The following is a 16,887-nucleotide window of genomic DNA, read 5'->3' as shown; positions in this document are numbered from 1 at the left end:
GTTGGACCCCGCCGGCCCTCCGCCGGAACGGTTGCCCGTCCTGAGCCCTCTGTGGCCGGAGCGACCACCCCCGCGACCCCCTCCGCCCCGGCCGCTACGTCGGCTGCCGCGCCCGCCCGGTCCAGCTCCCCCGGAACCGCCGGCCTGGTGGCGGCGGCCGACAGCCTTGGCCGCCCGTCGGCTGACCTTGATGACCACGGCGGTAGCGACGGTGACCGCGGCGGCAAGGATCGCGAAGACGACGACGGGAAGGCCGAAGGCGTGGACCAGCCAGCACAACCCGATCAGCCCGGTGATCGCTCCGCCAGGTATCAGGAGCCCAGCGAGGCCATCTCCCTTCTGTGACGCTGAGCGACGGCGCTGCGTCCGCTGCGCGCCCGGGTCCGTGACTACCGCTGCGCCCGACGCCGTGGGCTGACCGGCGGCGGGCGGCGGCGCGGGCGCCGTGGCGGCCGACGGCGCCAAGTCGTAGTCGGGGGTGGTGCTCACGGGGATTCCTCCAGCGCGGGGCAACAGGCTCTGTGACAATCAGTAGTGAGAGGGGCGTCAAGCCGACGGCGTCAACGTCAACGTCAGGCAGCCCCGTCAACGTCAATGTGGCTGGTCAGAGGCGGATTCTCGGGCTGATCCGCGTTGATCGAGTCCTCATGTCACGTCGCGACGATTGACGTTGACGTTGACGCACCCAACTTCACGTCACACTGCGTTAGTTCATGACTTCGTAGAAGAGGACGAACAGGAGGGCCGCCAGGACCACCCAGGGTGTAGAGCCGATGTCCTTCCGAGGCCGGGCTGGGCGGTAGGCGGCTGAGTGGCCCCGCCAGCCTTTCGAGGCGTCCAGGGGCTGGCGGAGACCGGACTCGATACCGACAAACGGCGGCCGGTAGCAGGTCGACCTGTGACGCTCGGTGAGATCCAGTGGGAGCGTCCCGACTTCGACGGCCTGCTCAAGCAGGTCGAGTTCGGCCCTGACGCGGGCGACGTTGCCCAGAATCCACTCCCTTCTGTCGTTCACCGCGACGGTGCGGAGGATCTCCTCGACGTGGTGATGGACGGCCGCGAAGTGGGCGATCGCCGGTGTCTCTTCCAGCGCGAATCGTGCCTCGACGCACGCCATCTGTTTGCCGTTGAGGTCAGGGCGGGGCACCCGTTCGAGCCTCTTGTCCGTGCGGTGCGGCCGACGATCGGTCATGCCTGGAGCCCTTCTGCTGGTCAGGAATCGGTGAAGTCGGTGTCGCCCAGGTCGGACTGCTCCTTGAGCTCCCGCGACTCGTTGATGACCTCGACCATCGGGCCGAGGTCCAGCGAGATCCGCAGGACGAGCAGGGACGTCCGACGGGTGTCGCCCTTGATGAAGGCGTCGCCGGGAACGAGGGTTTTGAGGTGAGCGTCGATGAGGTGCCTCGCGGCCTCGAGAGAACTTTCGGCCTCCTGGGCGGTCCGCGCGGACCACTCGTAAAGCGGGGGGCTGATATCGCCCATCGGGAACTCCTTCTTCTGGACGGTCCGGTCCGGTTAGGCGGACCGGAGCTTGCGGGGGAAGTGGCGGGCGACTTCAGCGGCACGGTCCGAAGAGATGGACCCGTTCTCGGCCCGGACCGCATCGCCGAGATTCCGCTTGGTGATGGACCGGCCCTCGGACCGCAGGAGGTCGATGGCCCGCTGCTCCGTCTCGCTGAGCTCGAAGCCGTCCGGAGCCAGGTACGGCGGTCCGTCCGCGAGCCGGCGGACCGTGGTCCGGTCCGCCAGCTCGCGGTCCGTGTGACCATCCCGGCCCGGCCCGCCGGCCCCCGACGCACGGTCCGGACCGTGGTCCTCCCAGGTGGTGGCCCTATTGGTCCGGTCCGGTCCGCGGTCCGTGGTCTTGGTCCGGTCCGGTCCACTCGCGGTCCGGTCCGGTCCGCGGTCCGTGGTCTTGGTCCGGTCCGGTCCACTCGCGGTCCGGTCCGGTCCACTCGCGGTCCGGTCCGGTCCGCGGTCCGTGGTCCTGGTCCGGTCCGGTCCGCGGTCCGTGGTCCTGGTCCGGTCCGGTCCGCGGTCCGTGGTCTTGGTCCGGTCCGGTCCACTCGCGGTCCGGTCCGTCGCCGGGGCGGCGGACCACCGGTCCATGAGGGCGTGGACCGCCGGGATGGTCCCCGGTCCATGGTCCGGTCCGACCCGCCGGACCGAGAGAATGTAGAGGTCCGCGTACGCCTTTCCGGACCGACGAGCCTTGCGGTCCGCCAGCATCCGGCCCGCCTCGGTCCACGCGGTGGTCGCGTTGCCCCAACGGTCCGGGTTGTCGATCATCAGGGAGCGGGCGGTCCACGAGCGGACCGGGTAGCGCAGCCAGCGGGCCATGCCGAGGCTGGGGAGCGCCGGCGGGAGGTTGCGGTCCTGGCGGAGCTTACGGCGGTGGACGAGGCGGGCGAACAGCTCCCACAGACCACGCCGACCATCGACATAGCGGAGAAGGTGACCGCCTTGGGGGTGGCGGACCAGTCGCTGGAGTAGTGCCACCACTGCTGGACCGCGGCACCGATACCGAAGAGCCAGGTGGCGATCCGGTACTCCCAGCCCTTGTCACCGTCGCGGCGGGCCTGGTCATACAGCCAGGCGCAGTACGCGGTCGTCATCTCGTACGCCGCGGCGTAGACGAGGGACGCCGCGAAGTTCCAGCTGAGGACCTTCATGGCGAAGCCCGACTGGCCTGTCCAGGCGACGATCATCGGGGCCAGGATCGGCACGATGATGAGGAACCGTACGGCGAAGAAGCGGAGCGCGTCGCGGCCCTTGTCCGCCCAGGTCGGCCGGCCCGCACGGAGCGCCTCCTTCTCGTTCCGCTTAGCCGCACGGTGCTTCTCGGCGGCTTCCCGCTTGAGGTTCCGCTTCTCCAACTTCCGCGCGGTCCTGGACATGGCCTTGGCCAGCTTCTCGGCAGCCTGGGCGCGGTCCGTCTCGGCGTCGGCCCGCAGGACGGCCGCGTCGCCGCGCGCCTCGGTGAGGGTGGTCTCGGCTGCCGCCAGGGCGGCGTCGGCCTTCTGGGTGAGGCCCTCGGCCTGTGCCCGGGCGCGGAGGAGGATCTCGCCCGCCTCGTCCTTCGCCGCGGTGGTGACCTCCGCGGCGCGTTCCTCTGCCTCGGCGACCGTGGCACGCGCCGCAGTCCGCAGCCGATCGGCCTCCTCCTCGGCGGTGTTCCGGGTGCGCTGGGCGTCCTCGGTGGCGTCCTTGCGCAGCTGGGTCGCTTCGGCCGCAGCGGCGGTTCGGACCCGGGCGGCGGTCTCCTCCGCCTGGCTGCGCAGCGTGTCGGCGGTGTCCTGGGCGTGCTGGAGGAGGCGCTTCGCTTCGGCGTGGAAGGAGGCGGCCTCGCCCTGGGCACGGTCGCGGTCGGCGGCCCCGGCCTGCCGGAGACGTTCGGCCTCCGCGTCGGCTTCGGCCCGCAGGCGCGCGGCGTCCTCCCGCCCGCAAGCGAGGATCTTCTCGGCCTCCGAGCGCTTCTGCTCGGCCTGGGCCCGAGTGTCGGCCAGCAGGGATGCGGCCTCCCCGCGGGCGTTCTCGACCAGGGCCTCCGCTGAGGACTTCGCCTCCGCAACAACCCGGTCGCCCGCTTCGGTGGCCTCAGCGATGATCCGCTCGGCGTCCAGGGTGGCGCGGGTGATGCGTGCGTCGGACTCGTCCTGAGCGGCGGAACGGGTCTCCTCGGCTGCACTGGCCACGTTGGCGCGCAGCTCGTCGGCGTCGGTTTGGGCCTGGTCCAGGAGCTGGGCCGCGCCACGCTCGGCGTCGGAGCGCATGGTGTCGGCGACGCTCTGCGCGTTCTCGCGAAGGGCGTCCGCCTGCTTCTGCGCATCGTTCAGAAGACCGTTGACGATGCTCTCCGCCTGCTCGGTGGCCTCGGCGATCGCTTCGGCGGCGACCCTTTCGGCGTCGGCGACGATGCCGTCGGCCTTGGTGCGGGCCATCTCCACCACCTTCTCCGACGAGGTCGGGGGCGCGGCCGCCTTCTGCACGGCGGTCTTCCTGCCGCGCTTCGGGTCTGCGCTGGGGCGTGTGGCCATGACAGGCGAGGGTCCTTTCGGTCTGCTGGCGCAGGTGAGGGCTGGTCAGGAGGGGTGGTCGCCGTGGTTGGTCCGGACGGTGCGGCTAGGGGGTGCCGGGGGAGGCCTCGATGTGGGCGGGTCGGCCGCTGAGAAGGAGGGTGAGGACGAACCCGAGGGCCAGGGTGGTCACCAGGAACACGCCGATGAACCAGCCGAGGTGAGCCAGGGCGGCGAGCCACCCGTTGAGGAACAGGTCGACCGTGGTGAGGATCGTGCCGATGAAGGCGACGAGGAGGATTCCGACGGTGGCACCCCGGCTCAGTTCCGCGAAGGGCGGAGTGTCGCGCTCGTCCGAAGGGGCGGTGACCGGCGCTTCGGCGTAGGTGGCGCTCATCAGCGCTCACCTCCCGCAACCGCAGAGGCCCGCCCGAGCGGAGACTGCGGGTGATCCTCCATCGCGCGGGCACCGCGGAGCGAGAACCCGCGGGCACGGCGGTGACCGGGGCTGCCGGCCTGCTCGGCCTGCGCGACCGGGTGGAGAGCCAAGGCGTCGATGAGCGGTGCACGATCGGGCGCCGGGCGCCGGACCTTGCCGCTGACCTGTACCTCGGTGCCGTCGTACAGGTACGCGCAGAGATCGAGGTAGTGGTCGGCGTCGAGGGTACAGACGGCCGAGCCGCCGTCCGGACCGACGATGGTCACCAGCAGAGCGCTCGCCTCGGCCGGGTCGGGAACGCGGATCGCACCCACCACGCCGGTCGCGGAGACGAGCGTGCCGGCCAGCCCCAGGACCAGCGGACTCATGCCGCTCGCCGCGCCGTTGAGGGACGTGCCGTTCACACGGCCGTTGAGCGGCATCTCCGAGGTGGTGCGATTCCGGGGCGAGGGGAGAACGGCCCCGGGAGCGGTAGGCGAAGCGTCGCCCCTTCCGCCGCGGTACGGCGCGGTGTCGGGCATCCTGGTGTGCATGCGATCAGCTCCCTGATGAGGATGAATTCGAGTTGGTGGCTGTGAGGTGGCCCCGATGCGCCGGTCCGCGCTCGGGGCTCACCCATGTGGGGCGAGCGGTGCTGCCGTGCAGGGTGGCGCCCGGCCGGCTGGTGAGCGGGCCGCGAGGGCTGATCAGCACCCGGTTGCTCACGCGGCCTTGTTGCGCTGACGGCTGCGCGCGGTACGGCGCTTCAGGGACCGGCGCTCGTCCTCGCTGAGCCCACCCCAGACACCGGAGTCCTGACCGTTCTCGAGCGCCCACTGCAGGCAGTGCTCCATGACCGGGCAGCGGCGGCAGACGGCCTTGGCCTCTTCGATCTGCAGAAGGGCCGGGCCGGTGGAGCCGATGGGGAAGAAGAGGTCCGGGTCCTCTTCACGGCAAAGTGCGCTATGCCGAAAGTCCATGCTGGGAAGTCCTTTCCGTTCAGTGGCGGTGGGTGTGCGGGAGGGAGCGGTAGGAGGGGGAGAGGCCGGGTGATCCCGGCGGCTGGCTGCTGCTGACCTGCCTCGGCCCCGCCCCCGGACCACGGGTTCTACGAGGGCCGGAGACGGCACCGGATCTGCTTGCCGATCGGCGAGGCGGTGACCGTGACGTCCGTGCAGAGCAGGTTCAGCAGAGGTAAGCCCCGTCCGGACTCGGCGTCCGCGCTGCCCATGGGCGTATCGGCCGAGTGGGGCAGCAGCTCCGGCACCGGGTCGTGTACGCCGACCACGGCTCCGGTGTCCCCGAGATGGACCTCGACGACCAGGGGGACGTCATCGCCGCAGGCCCGGACCGCGTTCGCGACCAGCTCCGAGAGGACCAACTGGGCGGTTCCGGCAGCGTCGGAGGACGCTCCGTGGTCCAGCAGTGCCGTGGCCGTAAGGCTGCGAACCTGCCGGAGCCGGAGCGGTCCGGCGACCATGTGCGCCACGAACCCGCGCTCCCGGGACCTCAAATACAGACCGGGCTCAGATACCGGGAGTGCCGACTGCTTGGTGACCATGGGTCTCCTCCTGTTTGTCGTCCGGCTGCTCACTTCGAACCCCTCGCCCCGGCGCATTGCCGGTTGGTGAGGGCGACTCCGTGCGCCAGCAGGCCCGACAGGGCGAATCCGAGGCGCGGTCCTGGGTGGCTCTCCCGTCAACACCGGCCTGCGGGGCCGTCGGTGACGATGCCTCAGTGAACCAAAGTTCCATATGGAGATCAAGGGGTTCTGTATGGAACTTAGAATTTCCCATATGGAACTAGGGTGGATGGTCCTACCGCGCGGAGCGGCTCGGCCTGGCCACCCCGTACGATCAGGGCGCTACAGATGAGGCCGAGGGAGATGCATGACCGACGCGCAGCCCAAGCACGCGCGCATCGCCGACCTGCTCAGGGCTGCGATCGCTGCCGGCCGCTACCGTGCTGGTGAGCGGCTTCCCGGCGAGGAAGCCCTCGCGAAGGAGTACGGGACCAGCGTCGTGACCGTGCAGAAGGCGCTTCAGCTGCTCAAGAACGAAGGCCTCGCCACCGGGCTTCGCGGGTCGGGCGTCTACGTGCAGGACCTGCAGTTCGTCGGGCGCCATGGCTCGCCGCGCCGGGCCCTGGGGGAGTGGGGGGACGGCCCCAGAATCTGGCCGGCGGACGAGACGCGTCCGGTGACCATCGACCAGGTGACCACTGCCGAAGTGCCGCCACCGTCGCGTGTCGCCGAAGTCCTGGGCCTTGACCCCGAGGAGAAGGTACGAGCCTTCGACTCCCGCTATCTCGTCGATGGCCGGCCGGTGAAACTCGTGCGCGTGTATCTGCCCTTCAGCAGCTCCATCGGCCATGTGGCCGACGGGGGATCCGTGCCGGGAAACCTGTTCTCGCTCCTCCGAGAGCTCGGTCTCACCGCGGCGCACATCCGGGAGGAGGTCCGAGGGCGAACACCCGCCGGATCCGACGCGAGCGGACTCGAGATCCCCATCGGTCGAACCCTTCTGGACGCCTACCGCATCGCCTTCGCCGAGGACGGACAGGTTCTCGGCGTGGAGCAGACCGTCATGGACAGCACCGCGTACGTCGCGGAGTACGCCTACGACGTCTGAACCAGCACGGAGGCCTTCCGGCCACCAGGCTGGGGAATCGTTTCTTCTCACGGTGGTTCTCCACGGACGACAGATTTGAGCAGAATCGCAATCTGCCTCCAGCTTCCCGACATGCGGCGCACCCGGAGAGGTCCGCCTGTGGGCCCGATGTGGGCCTGGTGTGGGCGTGGGCGCGTAATGTGCATCCCGCGCTTACGGAGGGAGTGTCAAATGGCAGCCGTGGTGCAGTGGACCGGACGAGAAGCGGCCCTCCTGGGAAAGGCGATGAGACTGCCTATCCGCGTGTACGCGGAGCAGCTGGGGGTCAACCCGAAAACCGTCACCAGGTGGCGCAAGCACGGCACCGCCATCAAGCTCCTCCCCGAAACGGCGGAGATGCTCGACGCCATGCAGCTGCGCTGCACGCCGGAAATGCTGGCGACCTTCCACGCCTCCCTCGCCGAGAGCGAGGAGGTGCCGGCCTCGGACAAGCAGCCCCTTGAGGCGCACCCCACGGGCCCGCCCGCCCTCGGCCCAGCCACGGTGGTCAGCCACAGATTCATCCCCTTGTACGTCGGGGAGGCCGTCCAGGCAATCCCGGGCACCCCGCAGGCACCCGGGCCCGGCGGCTTGGGGCACCGGTCCACCCCGGCAGCGCACCCCACCGCCGACGTGCAACTCCACATCTACGACTGCGGAGTTGTCACCGCCCACCTGGTCCAACGGCTCCGGGTCGAAACCCTCGGGGAACTCGCGGCCTGGCGCTACCGCACCGCCACCGCCGACCTGACATGGACCGCCGACCGCGTCCGCGAGCTGTATCCCGCACGGACGCCGCCGTGGACGACCACCCCGTCCTACGTCCTGTCGGCCTACCTGCTGGAGAGCTCCCCCTGGAAGGGCACCGACCTGGATGCGGCGCTCCAACTGCTCACCACTCCCTCGGTCCTCGTCGACCGGCAGAACCCGCAGAAGGCCGCGCGCCTGGGCGACGAGGTCGAACGACAGCTCCTGCGCGAGGGATTCGCCCACCCGGACGTCATCGACTTCGGCAGCCCCGCCGTATCGCTCGGCCTGGCCGGCTGGTCCGGCGTTGCCTACCACCCACTCGCCCAGGAACGGGCCCTGCCCATGAGCGCCGTCGCCGCCCTCGAACGGGACGTGCAGACCCTCTGGGCCCTCAGCACCCACGTCCTGGACGAGATAGAAGCCGGCCGCGACCCCGCCATGCCGAAGGACTTCGGCTGGCGGTTCCTGCGCGGCGCCTACTCCCGGCTGACAGCGGCCCGCCCGCAGGAGACAGCGCAGCACCAGTTGATGAGGGAAGCGATCCTGGCGACCAGCCAGCTGCCCGACCGGCTCCGGGCGGCGCAGGAAGCTTTGCGCGACTCCGACACCTGACCACCGACCCCGAGCGAGGAGACCTCCAGGATGTCGACACCCCACACCGCGGCCCTCGTCATCGTCGACGCGCAGGCCGGCTTCATCAACGAGCACAGCCAACACGCGGTGCCGCAGCTCGAACGCCTGGTCCACGCCTGGTCAGCCACCGGCCGCCCGGTCGTCTTCACCCGCTTCTACAACCCCGCCGGCTCGCCGTACGAGCACGTGACCGGGTGGACCCGGCTGAGGACCCCCCAGGAGCAGCGGATCGTGGACGAACTCGCCCCGTACGCATCGTCCGCCGTCGCAATCATCGACAAGCCCGGCTCCAGCGCCCTGACCCCGGAGTTCGTCACCACCATCGAGAACGCCGGCTGGACGGACCTGGTCCTCGCCGGCATCGACACCGACGCGTGCGTCTACGACACGGCCACCGCCGCCTACCACCGCGGCCTTCTGCCCTGGATCGTGACCGACGCCTGCGCCTCCACCGGCGGCCCGGAGTACCACGACGCCGCACTGCTCCTCGCACGGCGCAACATCAGCCCGCGACAACTGATCACCGTGGACGAACTCCTCACCGGCAGCGCGGGCCCGCCGGGTCACACCGGATGCCACACCCAGCACGTGGACTGAGATCCCCGCGGAGCCGAGCTCTCGCCCGGCAGCGGGGCCCTATATCCGCATGTGATCACCGGGTGCTGCGCCGTACTGTCTCCTGCCATGAGCGCACTTCACTGCCTGCTGTGCGGAGCTCCCGTACGGACACCCCGGGAGCATGTCCTGCCGAGCTGGTTCTTCAAGCGATTCGCCGGGCAGGGCCCCTTCACCGTGCTCGTCAACGGCGTACCGGCTCCGTACGCGAGCGGAGCCGTCGAGCGCGCCCAGTTGCCGCGGCTCATGCTGCCCGTCTGCGGACAGGAATCGTCCGCCGGGCTGAAGTGCAACGACTGGCTCAACACGACCTTCGAACAGCCCGCGAAGATCCCGGTGCGCACTCTCCTCGGCGAACTGCGGCCGCTGTCCGGGTGGGAGGTCTTCACGTTCGCCCGCTGGGCGGTCAAGACGCTGCTGCTATCCGCGCACCCCCAGGCGGCATACGCAGAGCCCCCGCAGCGATCGCGGCAGCCGTGGGACTTCCCCGACAGTTGGCTGCCCAGCCTGCGGGACACCGGAGAGATGCCGTCAGACCTCTCGCTCTGGATGACCGTCTGCGACCCTGACGCCTCGGACCGAGACGGCGAACCCGGCCCGGACGACCAACTCCTGCTCCCTCATGTCCATCACCCTGCCGGCGGCGGACCCGGACAGGCGACCCACCTCGGATTCGGGCTGCCGAACGGTCGAGTCGCCCAGCTCCAGCTGCTCAGCCACCCCCACACGGATATCTCTCACCCGTTCGAAGACGCCGGTCTCGCGGCACGGCTCTGGCCGACTCCCCCCGATGAACTCGACATCCGAGGCATCAGACCCCTCAGCCCAGCGACAGGGCGTCAGTTCACGAGAACCTTCATCCGCGGAGGCCCGCACATCAGCCTCGACGGCGGCCAGCGACGGCTTCCGGAGGGACTGGTGCATCCACGTGTTCGCGTCCGGCTGCCCTAGCTGTTGACGCCGAGGGCCTCCACTGCCCGCGAAGACCGAAGCACCCCACAGACTGAGCGGCTGGTCTCGCAGACCAGCTTCTCGGCGGCTTCGCCAACGGGTGTGAGATCCGCCCACCGCCGTGAACGGTCACGTCGGGCACACGATCTGACCGCGCCGCTCTGATCCTGTCCACAGGCGCCCTGCCGCACCGTCGGATCACCCGCGGGCAAGACGCCCGCTCCGAGCGGGAGGGCCCCGTCGGTGCACCAGCAGCTTCAGTGGATCGTGACCATCATCGGCAGCCTCGCCGTCACGGTCCTGTCCGTCAGAGCGTTCTCCATGTGGATCAAGCAGGAGTACGCTGCCGCCGCGACGACGCTCGTCGGCGCCGCCGTCCTTACCGTGGGGGTGTTCTTCCCCGGCTTCGTGGCCAGCCTGGCGGAAGAGGCACTCGCCGCCTTCACTGGCACCGGGGTGGAGGAGCCAGTAGATAAGCCGTCTTCCGGTCCGCCCGCCGAGCCGAGCGGACCAGACGTCCCGTGGACGCCTCTCCTCGCCGGACTCGGCGGCATCATCGCCCTTGCGCTTCTGGCCTGCATCGCGGCCGGCCTTCGCGCCCGGCATCGCCGCCGCATGCTTGAGGGTCAACGGCGCGCTGAACTCGAAGCGCGTCACGATGGTGTCCGCGACGCCTACGCCGCCTTCACCACCGACATCCTTGCCGTCCTCGACCGACCCGCTCTCAACGACGTGGGCACCCCCGAGACCGAACGGCTAATCCTCGCCCTCGATGCCGCCCGAGATGCCCGTACCGCTCCGAACACCACCGACTACGCAGCCCGGGTCATCGCACTGGAGATCGCCTGGAAAGCGGCCGACCAGCACGCCCGGAAGGCCGGTATCAACTACCTTGCACCCGCCGAGCGGCGGGCCGTCCAGCAAGCGCGTCATCTGCTCACCACCGCTCTTGATGACGCCGGCAATACCCACGAACGGCACGCCGCCTACCTGAAGGCCATCAAGCTCATCGGCACCATCATCACTGTCCCGCACGAGGCCGTCGCTGCGGTCGAGGCAGCAACGAGGCGCGCCCTGCCGAAGAAGTGAGATGTCCCGCTGGCCTTCCGCGGCGCGGGGTCCGTCCCGCTGGGCTATCGCCGTTGAGGACACCAGCCCGGGCCGCGGGCTCCTCGTCGGAGGAGGGAAGGGGCATGCCCCGTGGTCGGGCGGTGGTGGTCGTGGTTCAGCTCGCCAAGTCCGGGCGCAGCGACGCGAGTGGGGAGCGTCGGCCTTTACCCACGGTGCGCAGGAGGTGCCAGTCGATCTCGGGGTGGGCGGGGATGACCGCGTCGACGGAGGCGGTGGTGTAGAGCGGGACGTTGACGGCTCCGGCCCGGCTGGTGCCGAACCGGACCTCGATGGTCTGCGGGGAGCGGATCCAGCCGAGCCGGACCATGTGGTCGAAGTCGGCGCGGCGGACCCGGAGGCGTTCGGCGGCCTGGTCGGGACCGACCGGGGCGTCGGCGGCGACCAGCTCGGCCAGGTCGGGCCGTCGGCAGAGCTGATCGACCTGGGCGGGGTGGTGCAGCGTTCCGTCAGGGTTGGCGCTCAGGTCGGTCAGGAGGCCTCGGTCGACGAACCGGCGCACCACGAATGCGCTCACCCGGGTTTTCGCGCCCGGGATGTTGGGGGTGCCGAGGGCGGCGGCGATCCGGTCGGCCGCCGCACTGCCGGAGATCGGCTCTGCGGGCATCGCAGCGGCGATGGCGACGGCGTCCAGCGCCTCGACCGCCGCCCTTGACCACTGGCTGCGCGGGCGGTCCGGCTCGGGGACGAGCCCGGCGTGCCGGCCCCACCGGAAGGCTGTCACCGGCACCTTCAGACGCTTCGCGGCCTGGCCTTCGTTGTACTCGGATCGTCGCACGAGATCGCCTCCCTGATCGAGATCGTCACAATATGCCCACAGAACATGACAGAACACCCTATAGGTGTCAACAGGATGCTGGTCGTGGCACGTTGCGCAGGAACATCACCAGAAGTTCCGCGAAGTGGCACGTGATCGCTGTCCGCGTACGCGCACCGGGCCCGGGTCCGCCGTGCCGAGCCCTCGTCCCGGCACGGCGGCCGGGCGCCTCATTCCTGCGGCGAGTGAGGGGCGATCCGGCCGGGTGCGAGGGTGAGGAGCCCGCACCCATAGCCCTTCGCGCGGCCGAGGCCGTGGGTGAGGGTGTGGCGCAGAGTGTCGGGATCGGTGACCTGGAGGTGGCCTTCGTAGGTGACGGCGTGCAGGTGGACGTTGTTCCCGGGCTGTCCGGCGGGCCCGCGCGGGAAGTCGAGTACCCGGCAGTCAGTCACGGTGAGGTCGGGCTGGCCGTGGCGCTGGGAGAGGGTGAATCCGGCCCCGGGTGCGCGTTGGAGGAGCCACTGGATCTGGTCCGCGGGTGTGGCCGCGGCGGTGCGGATGCCTCGCCTGCCGCGGCGGAAGGCGGCCTTGGTCGGGTTGGCGGTGAGGCGGAAACGCATCAGGGTGCCGGGGCGCAGCGCGTTGAGGAGCGGGGTGTAGGGGCGGGTTTCCCATCCGGTGTGGCTCGGTGTGTTCAGGCTGGGCCATCCGGCCTGTTCGATGACGTGGGTCAGGTCGGGGGGCGAGGGGCTGACGATGAGCAGGGTGCTCTGGCGGTGGGGCTGGCGGGTTTCGTCCAGTCGCCACAGGACCCGGTTGCCGGGTCCTGTGGCGGCCGGTGGCGGGGGGAACGCGGCTGCGACGGCGGCGTGGAGGCGCTGGGGGGGTAGAGGTGAGTCGGCTCCGGGCGGGGTTGAGGTGGCATCGGGTCAGGTGCGTCACGCGAGACCGTCCAGGGCGTCGAAGAAGTCCAGGGGGCCGGGCCGCTCTCCTGCCGCCGGGGGCGGGGGGAGTGTGCGGGTGGCGACCGGGCGGGCGTGGTGGCGGCGGTGGCCGGGAGTGAAGTCGGCGGGCTGGTCAGCGTGGAGGCGGGCGGCCGGGTTGGCCGGGTCGGTGTCGTGGTGCAGTCGCATCCGGTGGCGGGGGTGCCGGTGCTGGTACCAGTCGGCGGCCTGCCAGGGCAGTGTCTCCAGGACGGTGACGGGGTCGGTGGCCTCGGGGTGGAGGCTGTGGGCGGGGGGCCGGGCCGGGGGGCAGGAACGGCGTCCGAGGAACAGGGGGTGGGCCGGGTTGAGCAAGGCCCGGTGGAGGCGTTCCAGCAGGGGGGCGGGGCCGGCGAGGGCGGCGGTGAAGACGGCGTCGGCGAGGTAGAACCGGTTCGACAGGGGCATCGCCTTCCCGGAGGGGGCGTGGGTGGTGTGGAAGTCGCGGAGGCGGGTCCCGGGCTGGTCGGTGCGTACGGCGAAGGTGAGGGCGGCGAGTTCGGCCAGTCCGGAGACGTCAGTGCGGGCCAGTCCGGTCGCGGAGCCGAGCATGCCGATGACGGCGGACTTGGTGGGGTGGGGGTCGGTGTCGCGGAAGGCGTGGCGGCTGCTGCTTCCCCAGGACTGCATGGGTCCGGCCAGCACGAGGACGAGGACGCTCACGCCTGCTCCTTGAGGGTCTTCTCCCGGGTGCGGCGGGCGAGTTCACCTGCGGCCGCCTCGGCGAGTTCGGTGAGGTTGGTGAGGCGGGTGGCCGTGGCGTGGAGGGGTTCGGTGGCGTGGGGGTTGAGGGTGAGGAGCCAGGAGCGGGCGGCGGGGTCGCCGTAGGCGGTGTCGGTGGCCTGGATGTGTTCGGCCAGGCGCGCGGCGGCGGTGGTGAGGTGTCCTCCGGTCGATGTCTCGACCGGGGTCTCGAAGGCGCCGATGTGGCTGAGGGGGCTGCCGGTGACGGTAGCGATCAGGACGTCGGGGCGGGTGGTGTGGGCGTAGGAGGTGATGTGCCCGGTGGGGACGGTCTCGGCGAAGGCCCGGATGAAGGCGGCCGTCACCTGGCCGACGTCCATGGTGCCGGCGTAGTCGGTGAGGTTGGCGGCCAGGTCGGGCCCGGTGAGTGCCGCGTACCGGTAGAAGGTTGCGGAGAGGAACTCTCGCTGCCCCACCATGCCCGCCCCGTTGTCGCCTTTGGTGGCGAGGTCGTCGACGGCGGTGAAGAAATCGACTTCGGCCGAGCTGCGGTGGACGGCGATGGCCTGGGAGACCTGGACGGCGGCGTCCAGGGTGAGGTCGTCGCCGGTGGCGATCATGCGGCCGAACAGGGCGATGTCGACCGCGTCGCGGGAGGCGGCGGCTTCCTTGACCGCGGTCGCGTTCGCCCTCGTCTTCAGGAACGCGGTGATGTCGTCCGCGCCCTGCACGGCGAGGTCGGCGAGCCGGCCGATCTGCCGGAGCCCGAGGAAGAGGGTTTCCCGGGTGACCGGCGCACCCCCGGCGGTGGTCTTGCGGCGTACTGAGGCAGCGTCGACGCTGGCTCCGGTGGCGAACACCAGGACCTTCTCGGCGAGGGCAGCCGCCTGCTCGCCGTCCAGGTCGGGGCGGCGCTGCGTGATGGTGGTCGCCAGCTGGCCGATGCCCTGCCGGGTACGGACCGACAGGTCCTGGGCCGGGACCAGGCCCGCAGTGGAGAAGTGGGTGCGCATCGCCCGCTTCAAGGACTGCGAGGAGATCCGGGCCCGGGGGACCCCGCCGTACAGGGCGGTCTTGGGAGAGCCGAGCTCGTCCCGGTTGGCGTTGCTGGGCGGCAGGGTGTGCAGGGCGTGGAGGGCCAGGTGGATGCTCATGCCGGATCGGCCTTTCCTGTGGAGTGGGTGCGGCGGGCGCGGGCCTTGGCCTCGGTGAAGGCGTGCGCCCACCCCTGGCCGACCGCGTGGGGTCCGCCGGGGGACTGGAGGGTGTAGAAGTCGCGGGCCATAAGGCTGAAGTCGAGGCTGAGACCGGAGGCCTGCTGGAGCAGGGGGCGCAGACGGGGGAGCAGCTCTTCGAGGGTGTGGGCGCGCAGGGCGCGAGCGAAGTCGAGCTCGGCGGCGGGGCGGTTACGGGAGAGGCGGGCGGCGAGCGCCCCCAGGGTGGTTGCGCGGTCGGCAGTGGTCGGGCGGTGAGTGATGTCGGTACGGGCCCACAGCTGCGCGGTGGCGGTGACCGCGGTCGCGGCCCGGGTGTAGTCCGGGGCGTCGAGGGCGCCGTCGTCCGGGTGGAGACGGTCCAGGCCCAGGTCCAGCCACAGGGCAGGGTCGCCCGGCGGGGTGCTGCGGCGCAGCGCGGCCGGGAGGTGGCGGTCCACCCCGTACGGCAGGCGGCGCTGGAGCCCCGACAGGACGGTGTCGGCCACGGCCTGGACCTGGTCGGCCACCGGACGGGATGAGTCGGGCGTCACGGGCGGACCTCTTCCGGTTCGGCGACAGGAGCGGACAGATCGGGGCGGGCCAGGGCGGCGAGGGCGTCGGTGCGGATGCGGGCGGCGGCCATGAGATCGCTCCGGCCCGCGCCCGCGACCTGCTCGACGCCGGTGGCGAGGGCCATGACCCACTCCTGCAGACCGTCGTCCGGGTCCTCGGCGTACTCCTCCCACGCGTGCGTCAGGTGCGCGGCGAGGGAGAGCCCGGGGCGGGTGGGGGCGGCCGACGCCCCCAGGGCCATGGCATCGGCGGCGCTGCGGGTGATCTGCCGCTGTACCTGCCACGGCAGCCCGGCGCCCTGAACGAACCCGGCCCGCCGCCCCGGGTCCGCGAGAACACCGGCCCGGCCCAGCGCGGCGCGCAGGGGAAGGATCCCCGTCAGAGCGGCTCGGTGCGCGGTCGTGTGCTCGGCCCGCAGGACCATCGCCTCGATCCGGGCCGAAGGCGGCAGGACGGACCGCTCGGCGGCGGCGACGAGGTGATCCAGGACCGCACAGCTACCCGACTCGGGGTCGCCTCCCAGGAGCCGGGCGGGCGCCCAGGGCAGCTGATGCCGTGCGGCGTCCACGGTCGCCAGCCGCGTACCGCGGGCGTTCAGTGCCGCGCCCGGGTCCCACCGGGCCGCGGCCGCGCCGGGGTCGGCGGGCCGGTCGCCGTCGTGCACGGCGAGGTCGGTGACGTTGCCGTCCGCGTCCGGGAAGAGGCGGACCCGGCGCGTGGGCCAGGTCCACAGGTCCAGCGGGCCCGCCGGTTCGCGGGGCAGCATCGGCACGCCCGGGGAGTCGCGCTCCCACACCGGCCGGTCGCCCGGTTCGCGAGGGCCGGGCGGGCAGTTCAACAGCAGCTCGTCCTTCAGGCACGTCCCCGCGATCCGCAGGTGGGATATCGCGCTCAGGGGGGCGGGCTTGCCGCCGTAGACCTTCCCGGCGCGGGTGGCCGGGTCGTCCCCGTGCCCGCTCTGGATTCCGCCGGGGTGCCAGGACTGGAGCATGACCAGGCGCACGGCGGCGTCCGCCGGGTCCATGGGCTCCGCCGGCATCAGCAGATGCGCGGCGAACTGGACGGTCCCCGAGCCCCAGGACTCGATCTCCAGCACGTCCACCCCCCGGTTCGCCTCGCTCACGGCGGCGGACTGCCAGAACGGATGCGTGGCGGAGAAGAGATCGAAACGGTCGGCGTGCGCATCGAGATAGCCGCCGACCCGGCCCGTTTCCAGCCGGGGCGAGCGCCACGCGGCGTCCCACGCGTCCGTATCGGCCGGCCGTGCTGCCGCCGCGTACAGCGCGAGCAGCAGCCGCAGCAGCGCCGTGTGCTCCTCCGGCGGACCGCACAGCTGAACCTCATGCGCCTCGTCCAGCGCGGTGCGCAGGGATATCCGGTCCGGGCCGTCCCGGGTCATCACCGGCAGCCAGCGGCGGTCGAGCAGATCGAACGACACCATCAACACCCTCCTTGGCAAATCCCGTTGGGATGCCGCGTGAGCTTCGGTCAGGTCCGAACACGGTGGCACTACCCGCAGCAAATCGCAACATGAT

At 71.2% G+C, this 16,887-nt stretch carries 18 protein-coding genes and 1 pseudogene; 5 read left to right on the top strand and 14 right to left on the bottom strand.

Going from position 1 to position 16,887, the window contains the following annotated elements; translation table 11 throughout:
- Window positions 1-706: 706 nt before the first annotated feature.
- The 8 genes from PSQ21_RS36595 to PSQ21_RS36560 all read right to left on the bottom strand — a co-directional run bounded on the left by PSQ21_RS36595 (window position 707) and on the right by PSQ21_RS36560 (window position 5,995).
- On the bottom strand, window positions 707-1,192 hold the full coding sequence (locus PSQ21_RS36595; protein WP_274036548.1) for a hypothetical protein: 486 nt from the start codon (window positions 1,190-1,192) through the stop codon (window positions 707-709).
- A gap of 20 nt (window positions 1,193-1,212) precedes the next feature.
- A complete protein-coding gene (locus tag PSQ21_RS36590) occupies window positions 1,213-1,482 on the bottom strand; it encodes a hypothetical protein (protein ID WP_274036547.1) in 270 nt (89 codons plus the stop codon).
- 33 nt (window positions 1,483-1,515) lie between these two features.
- Window positions 1,516-2,340 carry a hypothetical protein gene (locus PSQ21_RS36585; RefSeq protein ID WP_274036546.1) on the bottom strand — a complete coding sequence of 275 codons (825 nt, stop codon included), beginning with the start codon at window positions 2,338-2,340 and terminating at the stop codon, window positions 1,516-1,518.
- Window positions 2,289-4,037, bottom strand: coding sequence for a hypothetical protein (locus PSQ21_RS36580; protein ID WP_274036545.1), 1,749 nt, complete (start codon window positions 4,035-4,037; stop codon window positions 2,289-2,291). Before PSQ21_RS36580 ends, PSQ21_RS36585 begins: the two co-directional genes overlap by 52 nt.
- Window positions 4,038-4,122: 85 nt before the next feature.
- Complete coding sequence (locus tag PSQ21_RS36575) at window positions 4,123-4,413, bottom strand: hypothetical protein (RefSeq protein WP_274036544.1); 291 nt, start codon at window positions 4,411-4,413, stop codon at window positions 4,123-4,125.
- A complete protein-coding gene (locus PSQ21_RS36570; RefSeq protein ID WP_274036543.1) occupies window positions 4,413-4,988 on the bottom strand; it encodes a hypothetical protein in 576 nt (191 codons plus the stop codon). Before PSQ21_RS36570 ends, PSQ21_RS36575 begins: the two co-directional genes overlap by 1 nt.
- A 168-nt stretch (window positions 4,989-5,156) precedes the next feature.
- Window positions 5,157-5,414 carry a WhiB family transcriptional regulator gene (locus PSQ21_RS36565; RefSeq protein ID WP_274036542.1) on the bottom strand — a complete coding sequence of 86 codons (258 nt, stop codon included), beginning with the start codon at window positions 5,412-5,414 and terminating at the stop codon, window positions 5,157-5,159.
- Between the two features lie 128 nt (window positions 5,415-5,542).
- Entirely contained in the window at window positions 5,543-5,995 is a 453-nt protein-coding gene (locus PSQ21_RS36560) for an ATP-binding protein (RefSeq protein ID WP_274036541.1), read from the bottom strand.
- A gap of 328 nt (window positions 5,996-6,323) precedes the next feature.
- Between PSQ21_RS36560 and PSQ21_RS36555 the strand changes: the two genes are divergently transcribed.
- The 5 genes from PSQ21_RS36555 to PSQ21_RS36535 all read left to right on the top strand — a co-directional run bounded on the left by PSQ21_RS36555 (window position 6,324) and on the right by PSQ21_RS36535 (window position 11,120).
- Window positions 6,324-7,064: a GntR family transcriptional regulator gene (locus PSQ21_RS36555; protein ID WP_274036540.1), complete on the top strand. Its 741-nt coding sequence runs from the start codon at window positions 6,324-6,326 to the stop codon at window positions 7,062-7,064.
- Window positions 7,065-7,274: 210 nt separating this feature from the next.
- Complete coding sequence (locus PSQ21_RS36550; RefSeq protein ID WP_274036539.1) at window positions 7,275-8,444, top strand: XRE family transcriptional regulator; 1,170 nt, start codon at window positions 7,275-7,277, stop codon at window positions 8,442-8,444.
- A 30-nt stretch (window positions 8,445-8,474) separates the two neighbouring features.
- Window positions 8,475-9,062 carry a cysteine hydrolase gene (locus PSQ21_RS36545; protein WP_274036538.1) on the top strand — a complete coding sequence of 196 codons (588 nt, stop codon included), beginning with the start codon at window positions 8,475-8,477 and terminating at the stop codon, window positions 9,060-9,062.
- 87 nt (window positions 9,063-9,149) lie between these two features.
- Complete coding sequence (locus tag PSQ21_RS36540; RefSeq protein WP_274036537.1) at window positions 9,150-10,031, top strand: hypothetical protein; 882 nt, start codon at window positions 9,150-9,152, stop codon at window positions 10,029-10,031.
- A gap of 243 nt (window positions 10,032-10,274) precedes the next feature.
- Window positions 10,275-11,120, top strand: a complete 846-nt coding sequence (locus PSQ21_RS36535; protein ID WP_274036536.1) for a hypothetical protein — start codon at window positions 10,275-10,277, stop codon at window positions 11,118-11,120.
- Window positions 11,121-11,256: 136 nt separating this feature from the next.
- Here PSQ21_RS36535 and PSQ21_RS36530 read toward each other — a convergent pair whose 3' ends face one another.
- From PSQ21_RS36530 to casA, 6 genes and pseudogenes are all read right to left on the bottom strand, one after another.
- Entirely contained in the window at window positions 11,257-11,937 is a 681-nt protein-coding gene (locus PSQ21_RS36530; protein ID WP_274036535.1) for a hypothetical protein, read from the bottom strand.
- Between the two features lie 209 nt (window positions 11,938-12,146).
- A pseudogene (cas6e, locus tag PSQ21_RS36525) lies at window positions 12,147-12,740 on the bottom strand (type I-E CRISPR-associated protein Cas6/Cse3/CasE); the annotation flags it as partial.
- Between the two features lie 114 nt (window positions 12,741-12,854).
- Entirely contained in the window at window positions 12,855-13,562 is a 708-nt protein-coding gene (gene cas5e, locus PSQ21_RS36520; RefSeq protein WP_274036534.1) for a type I-E CRISPR-associated protein Cas5/CasD, read from the bottom strand.
- Window positions 13,559-14,737, bottom strand: coding sequence for a type I-E CRISPR-associated protein Cas7/Cse4/CasC (gene cas7e / locus PSQ21_RS36515; RefSeq protein WP_274036533.1), 1,179 nt, complete (start codon window positions 14,735-14,737; stop codon window positions 13,559-13,561). Before cas7e ends, cas5e begins: the two co-directional genes overlap by 4 nt.
- Window positions 14,734-15,330: a type I-E CRISPR-associated protein Cse2/CasB gene (gene casB / locus PSQ21_RS36510; protein ID WP_274036532.1), complete on the bottom strand. Its 597-nt coding sequence runs from the start codon at window positions 15,328-15,330 to the stop codon at window positions 14,734-14,736. The genes cas7e and casB overlap by 4 nt, the downstream gene beginning before the upstream one ends.
- The gene (casA, locus tag PSQ21_RS36505) at window positions 15,327-16,793 is read right to left on the bottom strand and encodes a type I-E CRISPR-associated protein Cse1/CasA (RefSeq protein WP_274036531.1); all 1,467 of its coding nucleotides are present in this window, start codon (window positions 16,791-16,793) and stop codon (window positions 15,327-15,329) included. Before casA ends, casB begins: the two co-directional genes overlap by 4 nt.
- Between the last annotated feature and the right edge of the window lie 94 nt (window positions 16,794-16,887).

The organism is Streptomyces sp. MMBL 11-1 (assembly GCF_028622875.1).
Classification (GTDB): Bacteria; Actinomycetota; Actinomycetes; order Streptomycetales; family Streptomycetaceae; genus Streptomyces.
This window is presented reverse-complemented; position numbering and strand designations above follow the sequence as displayed.